Source organism: Paucilactobacillus suebicus DSM 5007 = KCTC 3549 (genome assembly GCF_001434475.1).
Taxonomy (GTDB): Bacteria; Bacillota; Bacilli; order Lactobacillales; family Lactobacillaceae; genus Paucilactobacillus; species Paucilactobacillus suebicus.
Window position 1 is genome coordinate 1 of the sequence record NZ_AZGF01000044.1, and the last position, 17,253, is coordinate 17,253.

The window sequence follows — 17,253 nt, forward strand, 5'->3', positions numbered from 1 at the left end:
GATGCGCTGGTTCGAACCCAGCTAGCCCAATTTCATAATAATAGAAAAGGTTATCACAGCTTTTGTGGCTGAATTGATAACCTTTTTATTTTTATATTGTTGATGTGATTTGTAATAGGAGGGATATATACATGACAAAATATGTTCAAAATAGGCAAGATATCACACTTGTTTTAGCATCACAAATGATTTCATATGGAATAAAGCAGGCTACAGCTAATAATGTCCAGGTTTCAATCTCTGTAATAAATATGAGCGGTAAACTAAAAGCATTTGTTCAAATGGATGACGCTGCTCCAGTATCCGTCCAGGTCGCAATCGATAAGGCTACGTCTGCTGTGTTGTTGCAAGACGATTCTGGTGTCTTTGAGTCGTTTGTGAACGATGGGCAGCCGGCAATGATGACTACTCCCGGAGTATTACCATTACGAGGCGGTGTTCCAATTAGAATTAATAATTCTATTATTGGTGCAGTGGGTGTTAGTGGATCAACGAGTGAAGGTGATTTAGCACTGTCACGGTCTATCGCAATCTACGCTAATAAACTAATAGAAGATAATCAATAAAAGAAAAGTGTAAGTTGTGTTTGGCTCTTATAACATAAGACCTCCAAAGACTAAAATCCTGAGTTTGGATTTTGTCCTTGGAGGTTTTGTGTGTCCGAAAAAGAATAGTTGTTGCATGGTCAGATTGCGTGAACCGAATCCTTAAATTAGTGATTTAGTAATTTAGTAATCTAGGTATTGTTTACGAACAATAGTTTTTAATTGTTCATAATTTTAGCAGTAAAAGGCAACGGTATTTATGTTAGTAAAATGATGGTTTGTTCCCTTGAGTATTTGGTTCATTAACGCCGATACTTTGACGAGAAAATTGATTTGAGTCATCGGTCAAAATATTGACAATTAATTTAGCAACCGCTTGGCGACTAACTTCTGTTCCACCAAAAGGAGTACCACTAGCGGTGGTTTCGTAATCAGTTTTTGCGTCATTATTGAAAAGCCAGGCTAGTCTTAATAGTGTGTAATCAAGATCAGATGATTCCACCACTGCTGCGGTTTGTTTGCGCTTAGCAATCGAACTAGCAATCATTGAGGTATTCCAATCACCGAATTTTCCTTTAACTTCGTCTTGAATGCCCAGTACAGTTGCTGCAATTAGTTTGTGGACATCGTGGGCACTCATTTCATTAACTAATGTTGTTACATCGTTAATATCACGCATTTCGTTTAGGTATACGGCATCAACACCGTCCAGAGCATTAGATATTGTTTGCTGATCCCCAAAGTCTCCCTCAATGACTTTTTCACGATTTGAGTCTTTAATCTTGATACGGCTCTTGCCACGATGTGCCAACAGTTTAATTTGGTAGTCGGTGTTCTTTAAAAGTTCATCAGTGAGGTAGGTGGAAATTTGTCCAGCTGCTCCTAAGATTAAAATGGTTTTCAAGTTTATTACTTCCAATTCATTTAGATTTATGATCGCATTCGTGCTTACTATAACGCTATTCATGAACGGTGACACAAAATACATTAATATATTTTTCTAAATATTTTTAATCTTAACCAAATCTTTGGGCGTCAAGCTCGCATAATGAATTAAAAATATCATACAATAATACGTATAGAAAGGCGAAAATTCTGGATAAGATGAATTGAGGATTAAATATGAAGTATGAGGAATATGCGACTCGTTTCAAAAGTCATCTAAATTATTATTTATCGCGATTAAATGAAGACTACTTTTGTGATTTCAGTGATGATGAAATTGAATTAATTCGTAACTCATTTGTTGCTGACTTACCAACGCGTTTGTTTCTGAAGGTCGTTAGAGCATATCAACACGTTAGAATTGTGGATATTATGAATGATAAAATTTATAACGAGAAACTCAATAAAATGATGAGTTCATTTGCAACGGAAATTGATGATACCGAGTTGAGGGCGTTGTATGCCACGACATATCGAGCAATTGGATCTGATATTGATGCTAGCATAGATCTTTATGATAATTATTTGGCGGTTAGAGGTAACAAGGACTAAGGTTATTCGTTATCTTCTCTCAAAAAATCCATCTTGCAGATATTACAAATGGCGCTTTGCTCACAAAATATACGGCCTCCAAGGCTAAAATTCTAAATTGAATTTTGTCTTGGAGGCCGTATATGTGCAGAAACAACAGTTTGTCACTGCATTCTGTGTTACCAAATTGATTTTTTCCCGTTTTGTAAAATTTTAGGCTTGTTAGGTAACTTACCTAAAACCCAGAATGTTCTGATCGAGAAGAAAATGGAAATGACACCGATGACGTAAAACCACGGATTATTGGTTACACTGAAGTATGAACTGACAGATGCCCACATGTTAGTTGGCAAAAATGAATTAATTGTCCCAATGCAGATTACAATTGCAAGCCCCCATGATGCCCCAACACGGGTACCACGCTTTTCCCAATACAAACCGGGCATGATTCCCATCAAAATGTTTGTAAAAATGTACCATTTAAACATAGCCGGATCATTCATGAAGACACGAAATAGGTTAACGGTTCCAACCATGACAACGATCCAGCCTAGCATGCGCCACCAGGCACTGGCGACGGTGACTCCTTTACCCCATATTTCTTCACGCTCGACGTAGACACATTTGATAATGTTGTAAACCTCGAACAGGGTCCAGATGACCTCTGCAATTGATGCACCAGTGAATATCCAAAAGCCGCCGACAGCGTGAGATGCTAGTGCAAAGACAAATATGCCCATTGAATCAATAGCAAAATAATAGGTGTGCATCATCACGTTGTAAGGAGAGCTATACTCGTGATTGACTAACAAAAAACTATAGATGTATTCAATAAAACCGATGGCAAATGTTAAACCGGCCACGAAGGCAACGCTGGCAAAGTGAGGATTGCTGAAGCTAAACGCATGAACAAAATCTTGCAATGAATATGTTGTGCCGTTGTAGGTTGAAAATAGACCGTGTAAAAATGACCACATAATAGTTCCTCCTCGTAATTTTAATTTGTGGTAATTATTTTATTCTTATGTACAATGGCATTAGCACCATTTTACTAGAAAGTGTGAATTATCTTTTGAAGAGGTAGAAAAAATGGATCGACGGATCATCAAAACTAAAGCGGCGTTACGAACAGCATTATTTAAACTACTGCAGGATAAAAAGATCGAACAAATTAAAGTTACTGAATTATGCCGAGAAGCGGGAATAAATCGACGTACGTTTTATATTCATTATGACCACGTTGAAGATATTTTTGAAGATTATCAAGATGAAATGGCACAACGAGTGTATGAAGCTTTATCGGTGAGATATCAAAATTTAGACGCATTATTAAAAGTTTTTGATGAAATACTGATGGATAACTTTGAAGGATTCAAATACTTGTGCCAAAATCAGCAACATCATGTGCTAGTGGACCAGCTACAGCAAATGCTATTTGATACTTTGTGTGATGTGTTGCTAACAAGTGGTAACGGTCGTGGCAAGATAATTTTACAGTATCTTAGTGACGGACTTATTAACTCGTACGTTTACTGGTTTAATCATCCAGAGGTTGCGACTTATGAAACACTGACATTGACCAATCGACAACTAACACATAATTGTACTGAATTGCTAAAAAATAATAAAACAGGATTCGCCCAACCGTAAGGTTAAACGAATCCTGTGGTTAACCAGTTTAGAGTTTCTTTTCGAAACCTTCCATCGGTGCGACCTGATTCCGGTAGTCTTGTTTAGTATTCGTATCTGTTGTGAAGTGCATGACTGATTTGAATGATTCGCTTAAGTAAACCTGCATGACTGACGGAATGGCCAGCTCCGCCATATCAGAGGGGCTGATACGAGTTCGGATACTGTCCTCATCATCGGCTGCGATTTTTTGAACCCACTGCGGTTCACGAAGAAGTTCGCGACCAAGGGCAACAAAATCCGTACCAAGTGCCAAAACATTGTCGGCATCAGCTGGTAATTCTACCGAACCAACACCAATCAGAGGTGTGTGACCACTCGTAATTTTGGCGAATTTTTGTAAAATTGGCTCAACATCTCTTTTGTCGTTTAGAGATGTCCGACGATAGCTGCCCATCGAAATGTGGATATAATCGACGAGGTCTCTAATTTTTTCGGCAAAGTAAAGAGAATCCTCGAGCCTAATACCAGGAGTCTCAATTTCCTCTGGAGATAAACGGTACCCGATAACAAATGGACGACTAACAGAAGAAACCGCGTTTTTTACAGAATTAATGACGGCTAGTGCAAATTTCATTCGTTGATCACGGTTGCCACCCCACTGATCAGTTCGTTGGTTGGAATTGAGAGAGAAAAACTGCTGTAAAAGATAAGTATTAGCACCATGTAGTTCTACGCCATCAAAGCCAGCTTGAACGGCACGACGCGTGGCCTGACCAAAGTCTGCAATGATCTGTTCAATTTCTGACCCTGTTAAGGCGCGGGGTGTTTCAGATCCTGCTGGGTATGATGCGGCAATTGCGCTCGCACTAACCGGCTTGTTACCACGCAAAATTTCACTATTACTTTTTCTACCAGCGTGAAAAATCTGTAAAATAGCGCGAGTACCGTTTTGATGTAGAGCGGATGCAATCTTCGCCAGCCCCGGAATCATCTCATCACTGGCAACTGAAAGTTCTCCTTCGAACCCTTTACCACTGTCACTGACATTGGCAACACCCGAGATTATCATGCCAGGGCCACCAGCTCGTTTAGCGTAGTAAGCAATCTCGTCACTGGTGACCATACCATTATAAAAACTAGTCATGGTAGTCATTGGTGACATGACGATTCGATTTTTTACCGTCAAACCATTTGCAAAACTAAAACCGTTCATAAAGTTGTGAGACATTTAAATTTCCTCCTAGTGTTAATTTGAATACACTAAGAATCATAAACTTACGAGAACCTCATTAATAGTACGCACTAATAAGTGCTGTAGGAACTATTTTGTAACCAACTAATAATTACCATTTGCCATGAATAGCTATTTGATGATATACTAACCGAAATTAAGAAAACGGAGGAATGTGGCCAATGCGCATCTAATTAACTTTTTCAGTCTAACTAACTATTGTGATTAATAGTTGGCAATCTGTGGGGTTAATTAGGATCGCATTGACATATTCTACTAAATGTCAGTGCATTTATATTTATTATAGGTGTACTTTTTTTGTGCACAGATTCTAATGAATCCCTATCAATGGGGGATTTACAATGGCACAAATTATAATTAGAAAAGTAAAAAAGATCGTTGATGGTCGCGTGTTATTTGATGCGAATGCTTTGAATGCACAAACTGGCGACGTAGTGGGTGTAGTTGGCGGAAATGGTAGTGGGAAAACAACCCTGATGAACATGATTATGGGACTTGATTCTGACTATCAGGGCAATATCAACACGGATGGACAAATTGAATTTGTTCCGCAGATCAATGCTCAAAATGATCGGAGTGGTGGTCAAACAACGAGTGAAAAAATTCGGGTGGCGGTTGCAAAATGGCCAGAGATTCTCATTTTAGATGAGCCAACCTCTAATTTGGATGAAAATCACCAGCATCAATTAATTAAGACAGTTGAGAATTATTCAGGATTAACAATTATAATTTCGCGTGATCGGCATTTTTTAAATGCAGTTACAAGTAAAATTTGGTCTGTTGAAGATAACCATTTTACTGAATACAACGATAATTTTGATGAATTTGAATTGCGACAAAATCAAGAATTTAAGCGACGAATGGACGAATATGCCAGGCAAAAAGATTATCAAAGTTCCATTAGGCGTGCGGTAGAAGAACGCAAACAAAAGGCTGCCCACATTCGTAAGGGCAGTAAAAACATGGGTAGAATTGAGAGAGCACAAACTAAGTCAATTCGTGAACAAAATGCTGGAAAGATGGAACGAAGTGCACATGCCATGCTGAAAAAAGCTAATAGTGGGGATGCTAATAAACCATTTCAAGTTGCGCCGATTAAATTAATGGTGACGGATTTTCCTAAATTTACTGGTAAAACATTAGCCAGTGCTACTCAGTTAAAAATCTCATTTGACCACAAAATACTGATTGATAACGGTACCTTTAAAATTAAACCGGGTGATAAGGTGGCGTTGGTCGGCCCTAATGGAAGTGGCAAAACAACGTTAATTAAATCAATCATCAACCGACAGAATTACTTAAACGTATCGGATAATGCCCGCATTGGATACTTTAACCAAGATTTGACCGCATTACCTTTGGAAGATAAGGTGTTAAATTTTGTCCAAAAAGATAGCAGGGTCAATGATGACCGCCTTCGACAAGTGATGGGTGCGTTTGGCATTACGCACGCTTATTATGATAAACAAATTGCCCATTTAAGTGGTGGACAAAAGGTCAAAGTACAACTATTAAAAGTGTTGCTAGGCGCGAATAATTTTTTAGTTCTGGATGAACCAACAAATTTTCTGGATATGAGTGCGATTGATGCGTTGGCATCATTTATTGAACAATATCCAGGATCCGTTCTTTTTGTTTCACACGATCAGGGGTTTAGAAATCGAGTAGCAAGACGGACGCTCTTGATTACTAAGTGTCAGTTGGTGGATCCAGCGATTCAATCTGTTAATCAAAAAGTTAATAGTGATTTACCGTTGTTAAAGATGAGGTATGATCAGCTTATTCAATCCGGTAATGGTGATCCACAAGAGATCAGTGCAATGAAAGCCAAGATTAATAGATTAACTCAATAAAACGAAAGTTGTACACGAAATATCAATTTCGGTACAGCTTTTTTTAAGTTAAATTACAGAATTGTAACCATTTAAAATGTAACCCATTTCATAATTGTTGCGATCGCACATAAGTAGTATATTTAGTAGGCACCAGATTTAATCGCCAAATTAACGGTTCAGTGAATAAATACCCTTCATCCGTGGAAAGATGAAGGATTTTTTTGTTACATAGTGAAGCACTAATGGTGGGCTCTGATTAGTTTGTTACTTTGTTACGCAAGATATGTTTCAATTACGCAAGATACGATATAATTAATACGATACATTGGGATTTTTAAATAAAGAGTATATTGGAAAGGTTGGTATTGGGGTATGGCACAGGATGTGATGTTTTGCCCAGAGTGTGGGGAAAAGTTGGTGGGACACCCGGATTTTTGTCCAAATTGTGGATTTCAACTTAACAAGGTTACAAATGAACAACTGCCAGAGAATCGAGCAACTGAAAAAACGGCACAAAATAATGATGATGGTGCAGAAGAGACAATGACGCGCAGTCATCCTAATGGTAATTCTCAACCACCAAAGAATCCTAAGAAGAGAACATGGATTATTGCTTTGGTTGCAGTTGTCGTGATTTTGGTAGTGGGTGGTGCATTTGCAATCGGTCGTGGGAAGACTACAAGTGCAACTTCTTCAAATAATGATAGTTCTTCACAGTCGGCTAGTTATAGTCATAAACATAAAAAGTCATCTAACAGTAAATCGTCAAGTGAATCATCTGATTCAAGTAATGTGTCATCAAATTCGGTATCAAGTAGTTCGGACTCAGAGAATGATTCAAGTACTTCAGGCGTGGATCAAAATAATTTAACCACGGCTCAAGTAGATTCATGGGTTTGGAAACACTTCTCGAGTGACTATGCTGAATCAGGCTTTAATCGTAGCGATTATTCAATGGACATGTATAAGGATAGTGCGGGATTATTGCAGATTGATGTTCGTGAAAATCACGATAGCGCTAATATGCAATCGGCCGGAGCTGATCCAGATGTCTCGCCAAGAGTTGCGTCATATCAAATTGATGCAAACGGAGCACTCCAAGAAATTTCTGCAGATGGGTCGGCCACAACCATTGCAACGAAGTATGGCGAATAAATTATAAAGAATTGACAGATCATTACGTCTGTTTATCATAGTTCAAAATAAAAATGCGCTGAGATTTTTCTCAAGCGCATTTTTCAATTATTACATACTCATGCCAAACATTTTGTATGATTCCATGCCGCCCATCCAAAGCTCATCCATTGACACACCACGTTCCTTAGCAAACGCAGCCATCAATGTGTGGTGATCCATCAATTGGTATTTAGCGGTTGGATTTTTAGGGTCAATCACTTTTAACTGGGCCATCATTCCGCCATCCTCGTGCTCAATGATGTGACAGTGGTACATGAAGATACCTGGTACATCAAACCACACCTTAATTACAACGTGCTCGCCGGGATTAACACTAACCACATCTTTAAGCCCATGCTCGTTAGGATATGGGTCATGACCATTTCTTGAAACTACTTTAAATGAAGTACCATGCATGTGATATGGGTGAATCATGCCGACCTTCATATCATTTGTGTTAGTAATGTCCCACAGTTGGCACTTGCCCATTGGCATTTCATAGTCAATACGTTGCATTGCAAACTTGGTATTATCAATCATGACACCTTCATCCATACCAGACATGACCACACGCTTAATTGGTAAATCTGGATCCACTGCTGGGTCAGGAATATCAACTAAATGTGTGGGTAGTTCAACGTTGTCTGGAACAAACTGGTGAATCCTAAAATGAATCAACGGTGTATCGTCTGAATACAAGATGACCTCATCACCATCATGGTATTTTCCGAAATCAACAATAATTTCATGACGTTCAGCACAGGTAGACATTAGATGTGTCAAGGTCACGGGTGCTGGCAAAATGCCTCCATCAGAACCAATTTGTGTGAACTCGAGATCATCAGTAAAGTGCAACCGCCATTCGCGTCTGTTTGCACCATTTAGGATACGTAAACGTACTCTTTGGGTGGTGACATCAAAATAAGGATTTACGGTGCCATTAATCATTGCGGTTGGACCTTGAACACCATCAGGGTCATAGTCAGCTTGATAGTTCCATTGATTATGGTCATGGAATTTGCGATCTTGCAGAATCACGGGAATATCATCGACACCATAATTGCGAGGAAACGGCAGGGCTGCCTCAACTTCATCTTTAATGATCACCATTGCGGCTAGTCCATGCCAGACTTGAGAGGCAGTTTCAGGACATGGGTGAGCGTGTAGCCATGCAGTCGAGGCGGGTTGATTAACATCAAATTCAATATCTCTAGTTTTGCCGGGATAAACGGGCGCATGACAGCCACCATCAGCAATTGGACCGGGGATATTAAGTCCATGCCAATGGAATGTTGTCAGCTCTGGTAACTCATCACGTAGATGAACTCGCGTATGCTTGCCACGCTTTAAGACGATAGTTTGTCCTAATAATGGAGCGTTGAATCCCCATGTTTTAGTTTTTTCACCTGGTAAAATTTGAGTTTCACCAGTTTGTGCGGTGATCGTATATGCGAGACTGTCATCTGTTTCAGCATCAGGTGTCAAAATTGGTGGAATGTTTAGTGGTACTTGTGGAGTATCCATGGGTTCAAGAGGTACATACCCCGCGTCCTGAGTATTAAATGCGGTTTTGTCAAAGAAATAGTCCGTGTAAACTTGATTGGTCATATGAGCAACTCCTTCATAATTTGTTAGCGTTTGTTTGAAAAAGCGTAGACTAGATTAATGCATGCCTCCAACAACATTCCGGTTGCCATCATTAGCATGGCAATCATGTTGTGTTTTGAAAGCACCACTCCAAACAAAACAAGGTAGAAGACAAAGAAAAATAATGACACTGTTTTTGACATTCTGGTATGGTCCTTTCATAGTACAGTCGAACGGATCAATTAACGAAAGTATTAGTTACATCTAAATGAACCGTTCAAGTTGATTATAGTTCTGCACTTTAATTCTTACAATATCCATATTAAATATTTTGGGATGCCTAAATAAAATAATTAATCAAAACTGGAAAAGCAGTCTTAACTATGATGAGATATTAATTTTTGCTATATTGGTAACAAATATATTTGTGGAGGATCGATTATGAATTTAAGCGAAAAATTTGATTACATGGCAAAGCAGGTACCATATAACGATTTGGATCCATTGCTGGTTGACGCAAGAGCCAGATCAACTAAATTAACTACTGAGTTAAACTCATCTAACAATAATGATGAGAAAAAACGGATTTTGAGTCACTTACTTGGTAGTTCTGGAGTAAATCCGTTTTTCGAACCGTTTTTTAGATGCGAGTTTGGCTGCAACATCCATATCGGTGATAATTTCTATGCTAATTACGATTGCGTGATGCTGGATGGCGCACCGATTAATATCGGTGACAATGTGTTGTTCGGACCAAAAGCAGGATTGTATACCAGCAACCACTTAATCGACGCCAAAGAAAGACGGCAGGGTGGTTGTATTGCCAAACCAATTTCGATCGGTGATGATGTTTGGTTTGGTGCCAATGTGACTGTCATGCCGGGTGTTACGATTGGCGATCGAACTATTATTGGCGGTGGAAGTGTCGTCACAAAAAACATTCCAAGCGATGTGATTGCCGTTGATAACCCATGTCATGTGATGAGAAAAATTACTGATGAAGATCGAACTGGTTTTGATGGTACCGATAAATTTGGTTAAATTTTGAAGATTCTATGAAAAAAATAAATGATTTAAATATTTGAGATTATTGTGAATTTAAAAGTAAGAAAACAGACTAATTTTTATATTTTGTTATGTAAATTATTCTATTTTTCTTTTTTTTGCCATTATAAATTATCAATTGATAATTTATAATTAGCCAACTCATTGACAACCCCCTGTAGATTCGGTAGATTCATAAAGGACAAAAACCATAATAGAATTCATTTATTCAGGAGGAGTTGGAAAGCATGACAAATCAGGGATCTAGTGCTTACCGTGCACGAGCACGAGCAAAGCTGGCTGGTCACTGGGGAAGTGCTATCGGTACATTTATTGTGCCATTTTTGTTAGTACTTGTAGTATTTTATGCAGTTATATTATTTGGCGAGTTGATAATCCATGTGAACACTACGCAAGGTCTTATCACGGCGACGGCGTTACTAATGATTGTGTTAATAGTTGTTTCGGCGGTTGCTTACGGATTAATTGGTGTATGTTTTAATTTAGTCCTTTTACGCTGGTATGACACTAATAAACCGTCAAATTGGAAACAAGTATTTACTGTCTTACAGAGACATTGGTGGCCATTATTTAAAATCTCGATCTTGCAATACATTTTCATCTGCTTGTGGATGTTATTATTGTACATTCCAGGAATTATCAAGTCATTTTCATACTCGCAGGCAATGTTTGTTTATTTTGATCGAGTTAATGCTGGAGAAACAAATGTCTCAGCCTTGGATTGCATTACTGCTAGTCGTAAAATGATGGACGGCCATAAGTGGCAATTTTTTGTTTTACAATTAACGTTTATCGGATGGGTGTTGTTATCCACTGTAACGATGGGTCTTGGCTATTTATGGCTGGTGCCTTACATTTGCATGGCAAGTTGCGCATTTTATCGTGACCTATCATCTGGTCAAAAGACTTCAAGTGCCCAAGATGCAGTTTACACGGCGGGAATGAATGATGGGTTTGATGATCGATTCGAACCGAATGCATCGGATTTTGATTCATCTTCTGATAGTGAATCGGCCACACCAAAGCGTAATTCAGGTCAAAAGACACCAGTTAATGAAGTTAGTCAAACGATTAATCCAGCACCAACGGTTGAAAATGATTTGTATAATCAGGCAATGGGCGGTGGCAATGGCAATGGTCAAGATCCCAACCAGCGACCTCCCAAAAAGGGCCATGGTGGTCTGATTGCGGTAATCGTTGTGGTTGCGTTATTGATTATGGGAACGATATTTGTTGTGGTTGGCAAATCAAATAGCGAATCTGGATCATCTAGCCATGAAACAAGCAGTGCTAAAACATCAAAGAAGAACGAAAAGAAATCGCATGATGGTATTACACCATCTTCAGACTTTGATGATGGCATGGATACCACTGATGCTGAAGACATCCGCGATAACAAGTTCGATCCAAGTTCCAATCAGTTAATGATTAACTATGAGCAGACCGCTAACTTAACCAAGATCAAGGAATTCAATCCTAACTGGCAAAGTAAAAAATGGATGGATTCAACTGTGACGATTGATAAGGGCTGGATTGCAACCTTTAAGCCGGTCAAGGCAGATATTGGCGGTTCAAAAAAGGATGAGGTGTCTGGAGTCGTAATTTTACATCTCACTATTAAGACTGGTAAGTATGATAATACCTATTATCCATCTCAGGGTGACCTTGTCACTAACCTGGGGAGTAGCTACGAACCAAGTTTGAATAGTACCATCATTGACGGTGGTGTACCTCATAATTCAACTCGCAGTGTTTATTTGTACATCTATCCAAAGCAACAGATTAATAACGTTGATCAGATTTCAACGTTGAACTTCAAGTTCACTGCGTACGCTAGCGATAAGCAGACTGAAAATGCTAACGATAGCGAACAGGACTACGAAATGAATTTAACGAATTTAAATAATTAAGGAGATATCATTGTGTTAGTTTTAGGAATTGTCATCATTGTAATAGTTTTGGTGTTGTTATTTGTGTCACTCAAAATTGTGACTCAGCCAAATGTTGGAGTTGTTGTCACTTTAGGTCGTTTTGAACGAGTTATTAACCCTGGCTTACACTTCATTAAGCCATTCATTTCACGAGTTGTGACAGTCAATACGGCCCAAACACCATTAGACTTGAATCAGCAAGTTGTGATCACAAAAGATAATGCCGAGATCTCGGTAAAAATTTCACTTAAATTTCATGTTACCAATATTCAGGACTTTGTTTTCAAAAACGAAGATTCCGTTCGCTCAATGGTTCAAGATACGCGTGCTGCACTACGTGGTATCATCGGTAACAAAGAACTAAACGAAGTGTTAAATGGCACGCAAGATATTAATGCTGCTTTGTTTAAAGAAATTTCATCTGTGACTGCTGGGTATGGTTTAAATGTTGATCGAATTAATATTGACTCGGTTAATCCATCTAAGGATATTCAGGAATCAATGAATAAACTATTGCAAGCAACCCGTGAACGTGATGCAACAATCGCGACTGCACAAGGTAAGAGCCAGTCAATAACGCTTGAAAATGAGGCCAACAACAAGGCATTGCTTGAAACTAACAAGGCTGAAAATGAGGCGTTAGTGAAGAGTGCTCAAGCGCAAGCTGATTCAGTTAAAATTAAGGCACAGGCCGAAGCCTTTCGTGTTGATACAATCAACGGTTCGTTGGCTAATGCTGATGACAAGTACTTTATTAACTTGAATACAGAAGCATTTGGCAAGTTAGCTAATTCAGACGCCAATACAGTTGTGATCCCTAATCAAACAACTGATAGCTTAGGACAATTGCCGGCAATTGGTAAATTAATCGCAGGCGACAAAAAGGGTGCTGCTAAATAGCTTTATCTGCGTTTGAAAGGGAAACTAGTAATTAGACTAGTTTCCCTTTTTATTATGGTCACAAAACAGATCGTACTAATTGCAAAATCTCCAAAATAGTTTAGGATATAATATGGTGCTTTTTTATAATGATTCTAATCTAGGGGGAGACAACTGTGAGTAATGGAATTGATAGAAACGGGAAGGCATATAACCGTTTTGGGTTTATCTTAACTTTACTAATGGGAACTTTTACAATGTCGATAAGTCAGTCATCATTATCGACTGCCTATCCAACATTAATGCGATATTTTAGTATTTCAGCGTCCACGGTCCAGTGGCTAACGACTGGTTTTATGCTCGTCATGTGTGTCACGATGCCAATGAGCCCATGGCTGCTAAATAACGTCAGTTTTAAGGCGCTATTTATGTGGATTCTAGTAATTTTTGACGTTGGCACCTTAATTATTGTTTTGGCACCCTCATTTTGGTTAATGATGGTTGGACGAATTATGGAAGCCATCGCAGTTGGGGTGCTGTTTCCGTCATACCAATCCGTTCTGCTATCAATTACTCCCGAAAAACAACGGGGGACAACAATGGGAATTGCCGGCTTGGCAATGGGATCTGCGCTTGCTTGTGGACCGATTATCTCAGGCATTGTATTGAATTACTTTTCGTGGCGCGGATTATTCGTCGTTTTCATGGTGGTCATTACGATTGTATTTTTACTTGCTTTTACCGGCGTGATTCGAGACGTGATGCCGCGGCAAACGAGTTCGCTGGATTTTATTTCTGTAATTCTTTCTATCGGGTTAATTGGGATTATGTACGTAGTAAATAACATTGGAAAGTCTCATGTAGACTGGGTAACGAATGGCATTTTGCTGGTGATCAGTGTTGCCGCAATTATCTGGTTCGTGATGCGCCAATTGCACGCCACCACACCGTTGCTAGAATTGCGAGTTTTAAAAACAGTTAACTTTGATTTATCAGTTTTATTAACAGCTATTTCTTACATTGCTTTAATTGTGACCACGATTATTTTTCCACTTTATTATCAACAAGTACTAGGCGTGTCTCCGTTTATTTCGGGGATGGCGTTGGTGCCCGCGGCAGTCTTTCTAAGTATTCTGAATCCATTAACGGGTAAATTAGCAGATAAATTTGGGTTTAGAGTAGTCATGTTAACGGGGATGAGTTTGATCGTCATTGGTTGGCTGTTAGTGACGTTGCTAGTTACTCATCTTAATATCTGGATCATGATCGGATGTGCCATGATTATTGAAGGAGGTAATGCCTTCGTGATGATGCCCGCTGTGACAATGGGTGCCAATTCATTACCAACAAATTTAGTACCTCATGGAACAGCAGTTACGACCACAATTAGACAAATTTTAGGCTCAGCCGGAGTTGCTGTGTCTACGTTGGTTTTGACCACCGTTATCAGTAATCGTGTTAGTACTGGTCAGAGTCAAGTTGTCGCTCAATTTCATGGATTTCACGCTACATTTGTCATGATGTTGTGTGTTGAAATTGTTGGATTAATTTTAGCGCTCTGCTTAAGAAATCCAAATAAACAAAAGTAATATAACATTTAGTAAGGCCACTTCTGACATGAAGTGGCTTTTTTGTATAAATAGATATGAACAATCCAAATTTGAATGGCGTTTTGACTTAATTAAATTAATCATAACCTCATTAAATGAGAACTAAAACAAACCTAACTATCTTAATTTCTGCCATTTTCATGTATGTTGTTTTGACATCTTCTAATTTTGGGGGATAATTGTTTCAAATGTTAAAAAATTAATTTAAAAGACAGAATAGCAATTATTCTTGAGGAGGTTTTATGAAAAATAAAACGGGACTATTTGTCCGTAAAGATATTGCTACGGATATATACAAAAAGACCGGCTTGGAAAAGTCACTAACTGCCTTTAGCCTGATTACAATGGGGGTCGGCGCAATTGTTGGGGCCGGAATATTTATTACACCCGGAATTATTGCCGCCGAGTATACCGGACCTGGTGCAATGTTAGCGTTCGTTTTAGCCGCAGTTGTGTGTTCACTGGCCGCATTATGTTATTCGGAGTTTTCTTCAACCATTCCATTGGCCGGCAGTGCGTATACATACATTTATGCTGTGTTTGGTGAATTCATCGCCTGGATTTTAGGTTGGGCACTGGTATCTGAATACCTGTTTTCAGTTTCAGCGGTGGCGGCTAGTTGGTCGTCGTATTTCCAAAATTTGTTGTCAGGTTTTGGCATTCATTTACCGGAAGCATTGACCGCAGCGTATGGCACCAGTGGTCATCCTGGGGCGTTCTTTGATTTGCCAGCTTTCGTAATTATTATGGTTTTGGCATTCCTGCTTTCTCACGGTGTTAACGAGTCGGCTCGTGTTAATGCAATCATGGTTATTTTAAAGATTATTGTCATTATTTTGTTCATTGTTGTTGGTGTATTTTATATTAAACCAGCTAACTACAGCCCGTTCTTACCATTCGGTGCTAAGGGAATTGTGTCCGGGGCGGCAGTTGCCTTCTATGCTTATATTGGTTTCGATGCTGTTTCAACTGCGGCTGAAGAGGTTAAGCGGCCACAAAGAAACGTTCCAATTGGGATCATTGGTTCACTACTAATTGCCACCGTTTTGTATATTGCCTTGTCCGCAGTTCTGGTTGGAATTGTTAAGTACACGAAACTTGACGTTGCTGATCCGGTTGCCTATGCACTGCACTTTATTCACCAGGATTGGGTTTCAGGAATCGTATCATTAGGTGCCGTAATTGGGATGACGACCGTGTTAATTGTCTTCTTGTATGGTGGAACTAGATTGGTATTTGCAATTAGCCGTGACGGATTATTACCACCATTATTCAGCAAATTGAACGAAAAGACTCATGCACCAGTTGAAAATACTTGGATTTTCGGGATTGTTGGTAGTATCTTTGCCTGCATTATTCCAATTAACAAAATTACTGAGTTGGTTAATATCGGAACATTATTTGCATTCGCAATGGTTTCGATTGGAATTGTGTTCCTTCGCCGTAGTCCTGATTTTAACAAATTGGAGTCATCATTTAGAGTGCCATTTTATCCGGTACTGCCGATTATTTCATTTATTTTGTGTGTCACATTAATGCTAGAATTGAAGGCCTTCACTTGGATTGCATTCTTCATCTGGCTAGCAATCGGCCTGTGTGTTTACTTTGGGTATGGGTATCGCAATAGCGCCGTAAGAAATAAAAACAAAGCGAAGTAATAGCTGGGGTGAACAGTCTTAAATAAAGCACTAGGTACTTATCACGCAGGACTTTTGCGTGGTGAGTGCCTAGTGCTTTATTTAATGTGGTTCAGTCTGTTAATTCGCGTTTCGGCAAATAAAATTAAAAGTATGTCACTGCTATTTCTTATCCTCAACTTCATGTTTATATCGTAATCTACTAAGATACAAATAGATCACTAAACCGATGAAAACAACGACGACACTTAACAGTGAAGTAGATAAGTATGCTCCAGAAATGATCATTAAAACCGCATAGCGAGCGAAATCAACTTTATCGTAATACGTGTCCATCTTGCGAGTTCTAATGAGCCCATGGAGTCCGTAAACGACTAAAAATATGCAGATTATAATATGTATTACAGGGACGTTTGTCAAAACAGCTCAACTCCAACTTTTATATGTTACTGCTATTGTAATGATAGAGTTTGTTCAATTGCAAGCTATTAATCGCATTTACCGGATTTTAAAGATTCCCTTGCAAGATATACGTAGATTCGGTATAATTATTCTCGTCGGTTGCGGTAGTGATGCCCACTGATATCTAAATAGATGATTGGGCTATAGCCAAGTGGTAAGGCAACGG

16 protein-coding genes are annotated in these 17,253 nt (G+C 39.0%); 10 read left to right on the forward strand and 6 right to left on the reverse strand.

Features of this window, described 5'->3' with window-relative positions; genetic code table 11:
• Window positions 1-131: 131 nt before the first annotated feature.
• Window positions 132-566: a GlcG/HbpS family heme-binding protein gene (locus FD16_RS11505; RefSeq protein WP_010623041.1), complete on the forward strand. Its 435-nt coding sequence runs from the start codon at window positions 132-134 to the stop codon at window positions 564-566.
• Window positions 567-807: 241 nt separating this feature from the next.
• On the opposite strand, the gene FD16_RS11510 is transcribed toward FD16_RS11505, so the two are convergent.
• Window positions 808-1,449 carry an NAD(P)H-binding protein gene (locus FD16_RS11510; RefSeq protein ID WP_010623040.1) on the reverse strand — a complete coding sequence of 214 codons (642 nt, stop codon included), beginning with the start codon at window positions 1,447-1,449 and terminating at the stop codon, window positions 808-810.
• Between the two features lie 218 nt (window positions 1,450-1,667).
• Here FD16_RS11510 and FD16_RS11515 point away from each other — a divergent pair, with 218 nt between their 5' ends.
• Window positions 1,668-2,042, forward strand: coding sequence for a hypothetical protein (locus FD16_RS11515; RefSeq protein ID WP_010623039.1), 375 nt, complete (start codon window positions 1,668-1,670; stop codon window positions 2,040-2,042).
• A 158-nt stretch (window positions 2,043-2,200) separates the two neighbouring features.
• On the opposite strand, the gene FD16_RS11520 is transcribed toward FD16_RS11515, so the two are convergent.
• The gene (locus FD16_RS11520) at window positions 2,201-2,998 is read right to left on the reverse strand and encodes a hypothetical protein (RefSeq protein WP_010623038.1); all 798 of its coding nucleotides are present in this window, start codon (window positions 2,996-2,998) and stop codon (window positions 2,201-2,203) included.
• Window positions 2,999-3,110: 112 nt separating this feature from the next.
• On the opposite strand from FD16_RS11520, the gene FD16_RS11525 reads away from it, so the two are divergent.
• The gene (locus FD16_RS11525) at window positions 3,111-3,671 is read left to right on the forward strand and encodes a TetR/AcrR family transcriptional regulator (protein WP_010623037.1); all 561 of its coding nucleotides are present in this window, start codon (window positions 3,111-3,113) and stop codon (window positions 3,669-3,671) included.
• A gap of 28 nt (window positions 3,672-3,699) precedes the next feature.
• Here FD16_RS11525 and FD16_RS11530 read toward each other — a convergent pair whose 3' ends face one another.
• Entirely contained in the window at window positions 3,700-4,881 is a 1,182-nt protein-coding gene (locus FD16_RS11530) for an NADH-dependent flavin oxidoreductase (RefSeq protein ID WP_010623036.1), read from the reverse strand.
• A gap of 365 nt (window positions 4,882-5,246) precedes the next feature.
• On the opposite strand from FD16_RS11530, the gene FD16_RS11535 reads away from it, so the two are divergent.
• Both FD16_RS11535 and FD16_RS11540 read left to right on the forward strand, forming a co-directional pair.
• Window positions 5,247-6,758, forward strand: coding sequence for an ATP-binding cassette domain-containing protein (locus FD16_RS11535; RefSeq protein ID WP_010623035.1), 1,512 nt, complete (start codon window positions 5,247-5,249; stop codon window positions 6,756-6,758).
• Window positions 6,759-7,157: 399 nt separating this feature from the next.
• Window positions 7,158-7,895, forward strand: a complete 738-nt coding sequence (locus tag FD16_RS11540; protein WP_029508436.1) for a hypothetical protein — start codon at window positions 7,158-7,160, stop codon at window positions 7,893-7,895.
• Between the two features lie 90 nt (window positions 7,896-7,985).
• Here FD16_RS11540 and FD16_RS11545 read toward each other — a convergent pair whose 3' ends face one another.
• Complete coding sequence (locus tag FD16_RS11545) at window positions 7,986-9,524, reverse strand: multicopper oxidase family protein (protein ID WP_010623033.1); 1,539 nt, start codon at window positions 9,522-9,524, stop codon at window positions 7,986-7,988.
• A 23-nt stretch (window positions 9,525-9,547) separates the two neighbouring features.
• Window positions 9,548-9,706 carry a hypothetical protein gene (locus FD16_RS13050; RefSeq protein ID WP_010623032.1) on the reverse strand — a complete coding sequence of 53 codons (159 nt, stop codon included), beginning with the start codon at window positions 9,704-9,706 and terminating at the stop codon, window positions 9,548-9,550.
• A 238-nt stretch (window positions 9,707-9,944) separates the two neighbouring features.
• Here FD16_RS13050 and FD16_RS11550 point away from each other — a divergent pair, with 238 nt between their 5' ends.
• From FD16_RS11550 to FD16_RS11570, 5 genes are all read left to right on the forward strand, one after another.
• Window positions 9,945-10,544 (forward strand): sugar O-acetyltransferase, encoded by a 600-nt coding sequence (locus FD16_RS11550; protein WP_010623031.1) that lies wholly within the window; start codon window positions 9,945-9,947, stop codon window positions 10,542-10,544.
• A gap of 251 nt (window positions 10,545-10,795) precedes the next feature.
• Window positions 10,796-12,478, forward strand: a complete 1,683-nt coding sequence (locus FD16_RS11555; RefSeq protein WP_010623030.1) for a DUF975 family protein — start codon at window positions 10,796-10,798, stop codon at window positions 12,476-12,478.
• Between the two features lie 12 nt (window positions 12,479-12,490).
• The gene (locus FD16_RS11560) at window positions 12,491-13,399 is read left to right on the forward strand and encodes an SPFH domain-containing protein (protein ID WP_010623029.1); all 909 of its coding nucleotides are present in this window, start codon (window positions 12,491-12,493) and stop codon (window positions 13,397-13,399) included.
• A 155-nt stretch (window positions 13,400-13,554) separates the two neighbouring features.
• Window positions 13,555-14,967 (forward strand): MDR family MFS transporter, encoded by a 1,413-nt coding sequence (locus FD16_RS11565; RefSeq protein ID WP_010623028.1) that lies wholly within the window; start codon window positions 13,555-13,557, stop codon window positions 14,965-14,967.
• Between the two features lie 263 nt (window positions 14,968-15,230).
• The gene (locus FD16_RS11570; protein ID WP_010623027.1) at window positions 15,231-16,646 is read left to right on the forward strand and encodes an amino acid permease; all 1,416 of its coding nucleotides are present in this window, start codon (window positions 15,231-15,233) and stop codon (window positions 16,644-16,646) included.
• A gap of 141 nt (window positions 16,647-16,787) precedes the next feature.
• On the opposite strand, the gene FD16_RS12850 is transcribed toward FD16_RS11570, so the two are convergent.
• Entirely contained in the window at window positions 16,788-16,961 is a 174-nt protein-coding gene (locus FD16_RS12850; RefSeq protein ID WP_155804412.1) for a hypothetical protein, read from the reverse strand.
• Window positions 16,962-17,253 lie beyond the last annotated feature (292 nt).

Excerpts from the sequence above, each read along its gene's own strand:
- FD16_RS11505 (WP_010623041.1), top strand. The coding sequence starts at position 132 with ATGACAAAATATGTTCAAAATAGGCAAGATATCACACTTGTTTTAGCA.
- FD16_RS11515 (WP_010623039.1), top strand. The coding sequence starts at position 1,668 with ATGAAGTATGAGGAATATGCGACTCGTTTCAAAAGTCATCTAAATTAT.
- FD16_RS11520 (WP_010623038.1), bottom strand. The coding sequence starts at position 2,998 with ATGTGGTCATTTTTACACGGTCTATTTTCAACCTACAACGGCACAACA.
- FD16_RS11525 (WP_010623037.1), top strand. The coding sequence starts at position 3,111 with ATGGATCGACGGATCATCAAAACTAAAGCGGCGTTACGAACAGCATTA.
- FD16_RS11530 (WP_010623036.1), bottom strand. The coding sequence starts at position 4,881 with ATGTCTCACAACTTTATGAACGGTTTTAGTTTTGCAAATGGTTTGACG.
- FD16_RS11535 (WP_010623035.1), top strand. The coding sequence starts at position 5,247 with ATGGCACAAATTATAATTAGAAAAGTAAAAAAGATCGTTGATGGTCGC.
- FD16_RS11545 (WP_010623033.1), bottom strand. The coding sequence starts at position 9,524 with ATGACCAATCAAGTTTACACGGACTATTTCTTTGACAAAACCGCATTT.
- FD16_RS13050 (WP_010623032.1), bottom strand. The coding sequence starts at position 9,706 with ATGTCAAAAACAGTGTCATTATTTTTCTTTGTCTTCTACCTTGTTTTG.
- FD16_RS11550 (WP_010623031.1), top strand. The coding sequence starts at position 9,945 with ATGAATTTAAGCGAAAAATTTGATTACATGGCAAAGCAGGTACCATAT.
- FD16_RS11555 (WP_010623030.1), top strand. The coding sequence starts at position 10,796 with ATGACAAATCAGGGATCTAGTGCTTACCGTGCACGAGCACGAGCAAAG.
- FD16_RS11570 (WP_010623027.1), top strand. The coding sequence starts at position 15,231 with ATGAAAAATAAAACGGGACTATTTGTCCGTAAAGATATTGCTACGGAT.
- FD16_RS12850 (WP_155804412.1), bottom strand. The coding sequence starts at position 16,961 with ATGGACACGTATTACGATAAAGTTGATTTCGCTCGCTATGCGGTTTTA.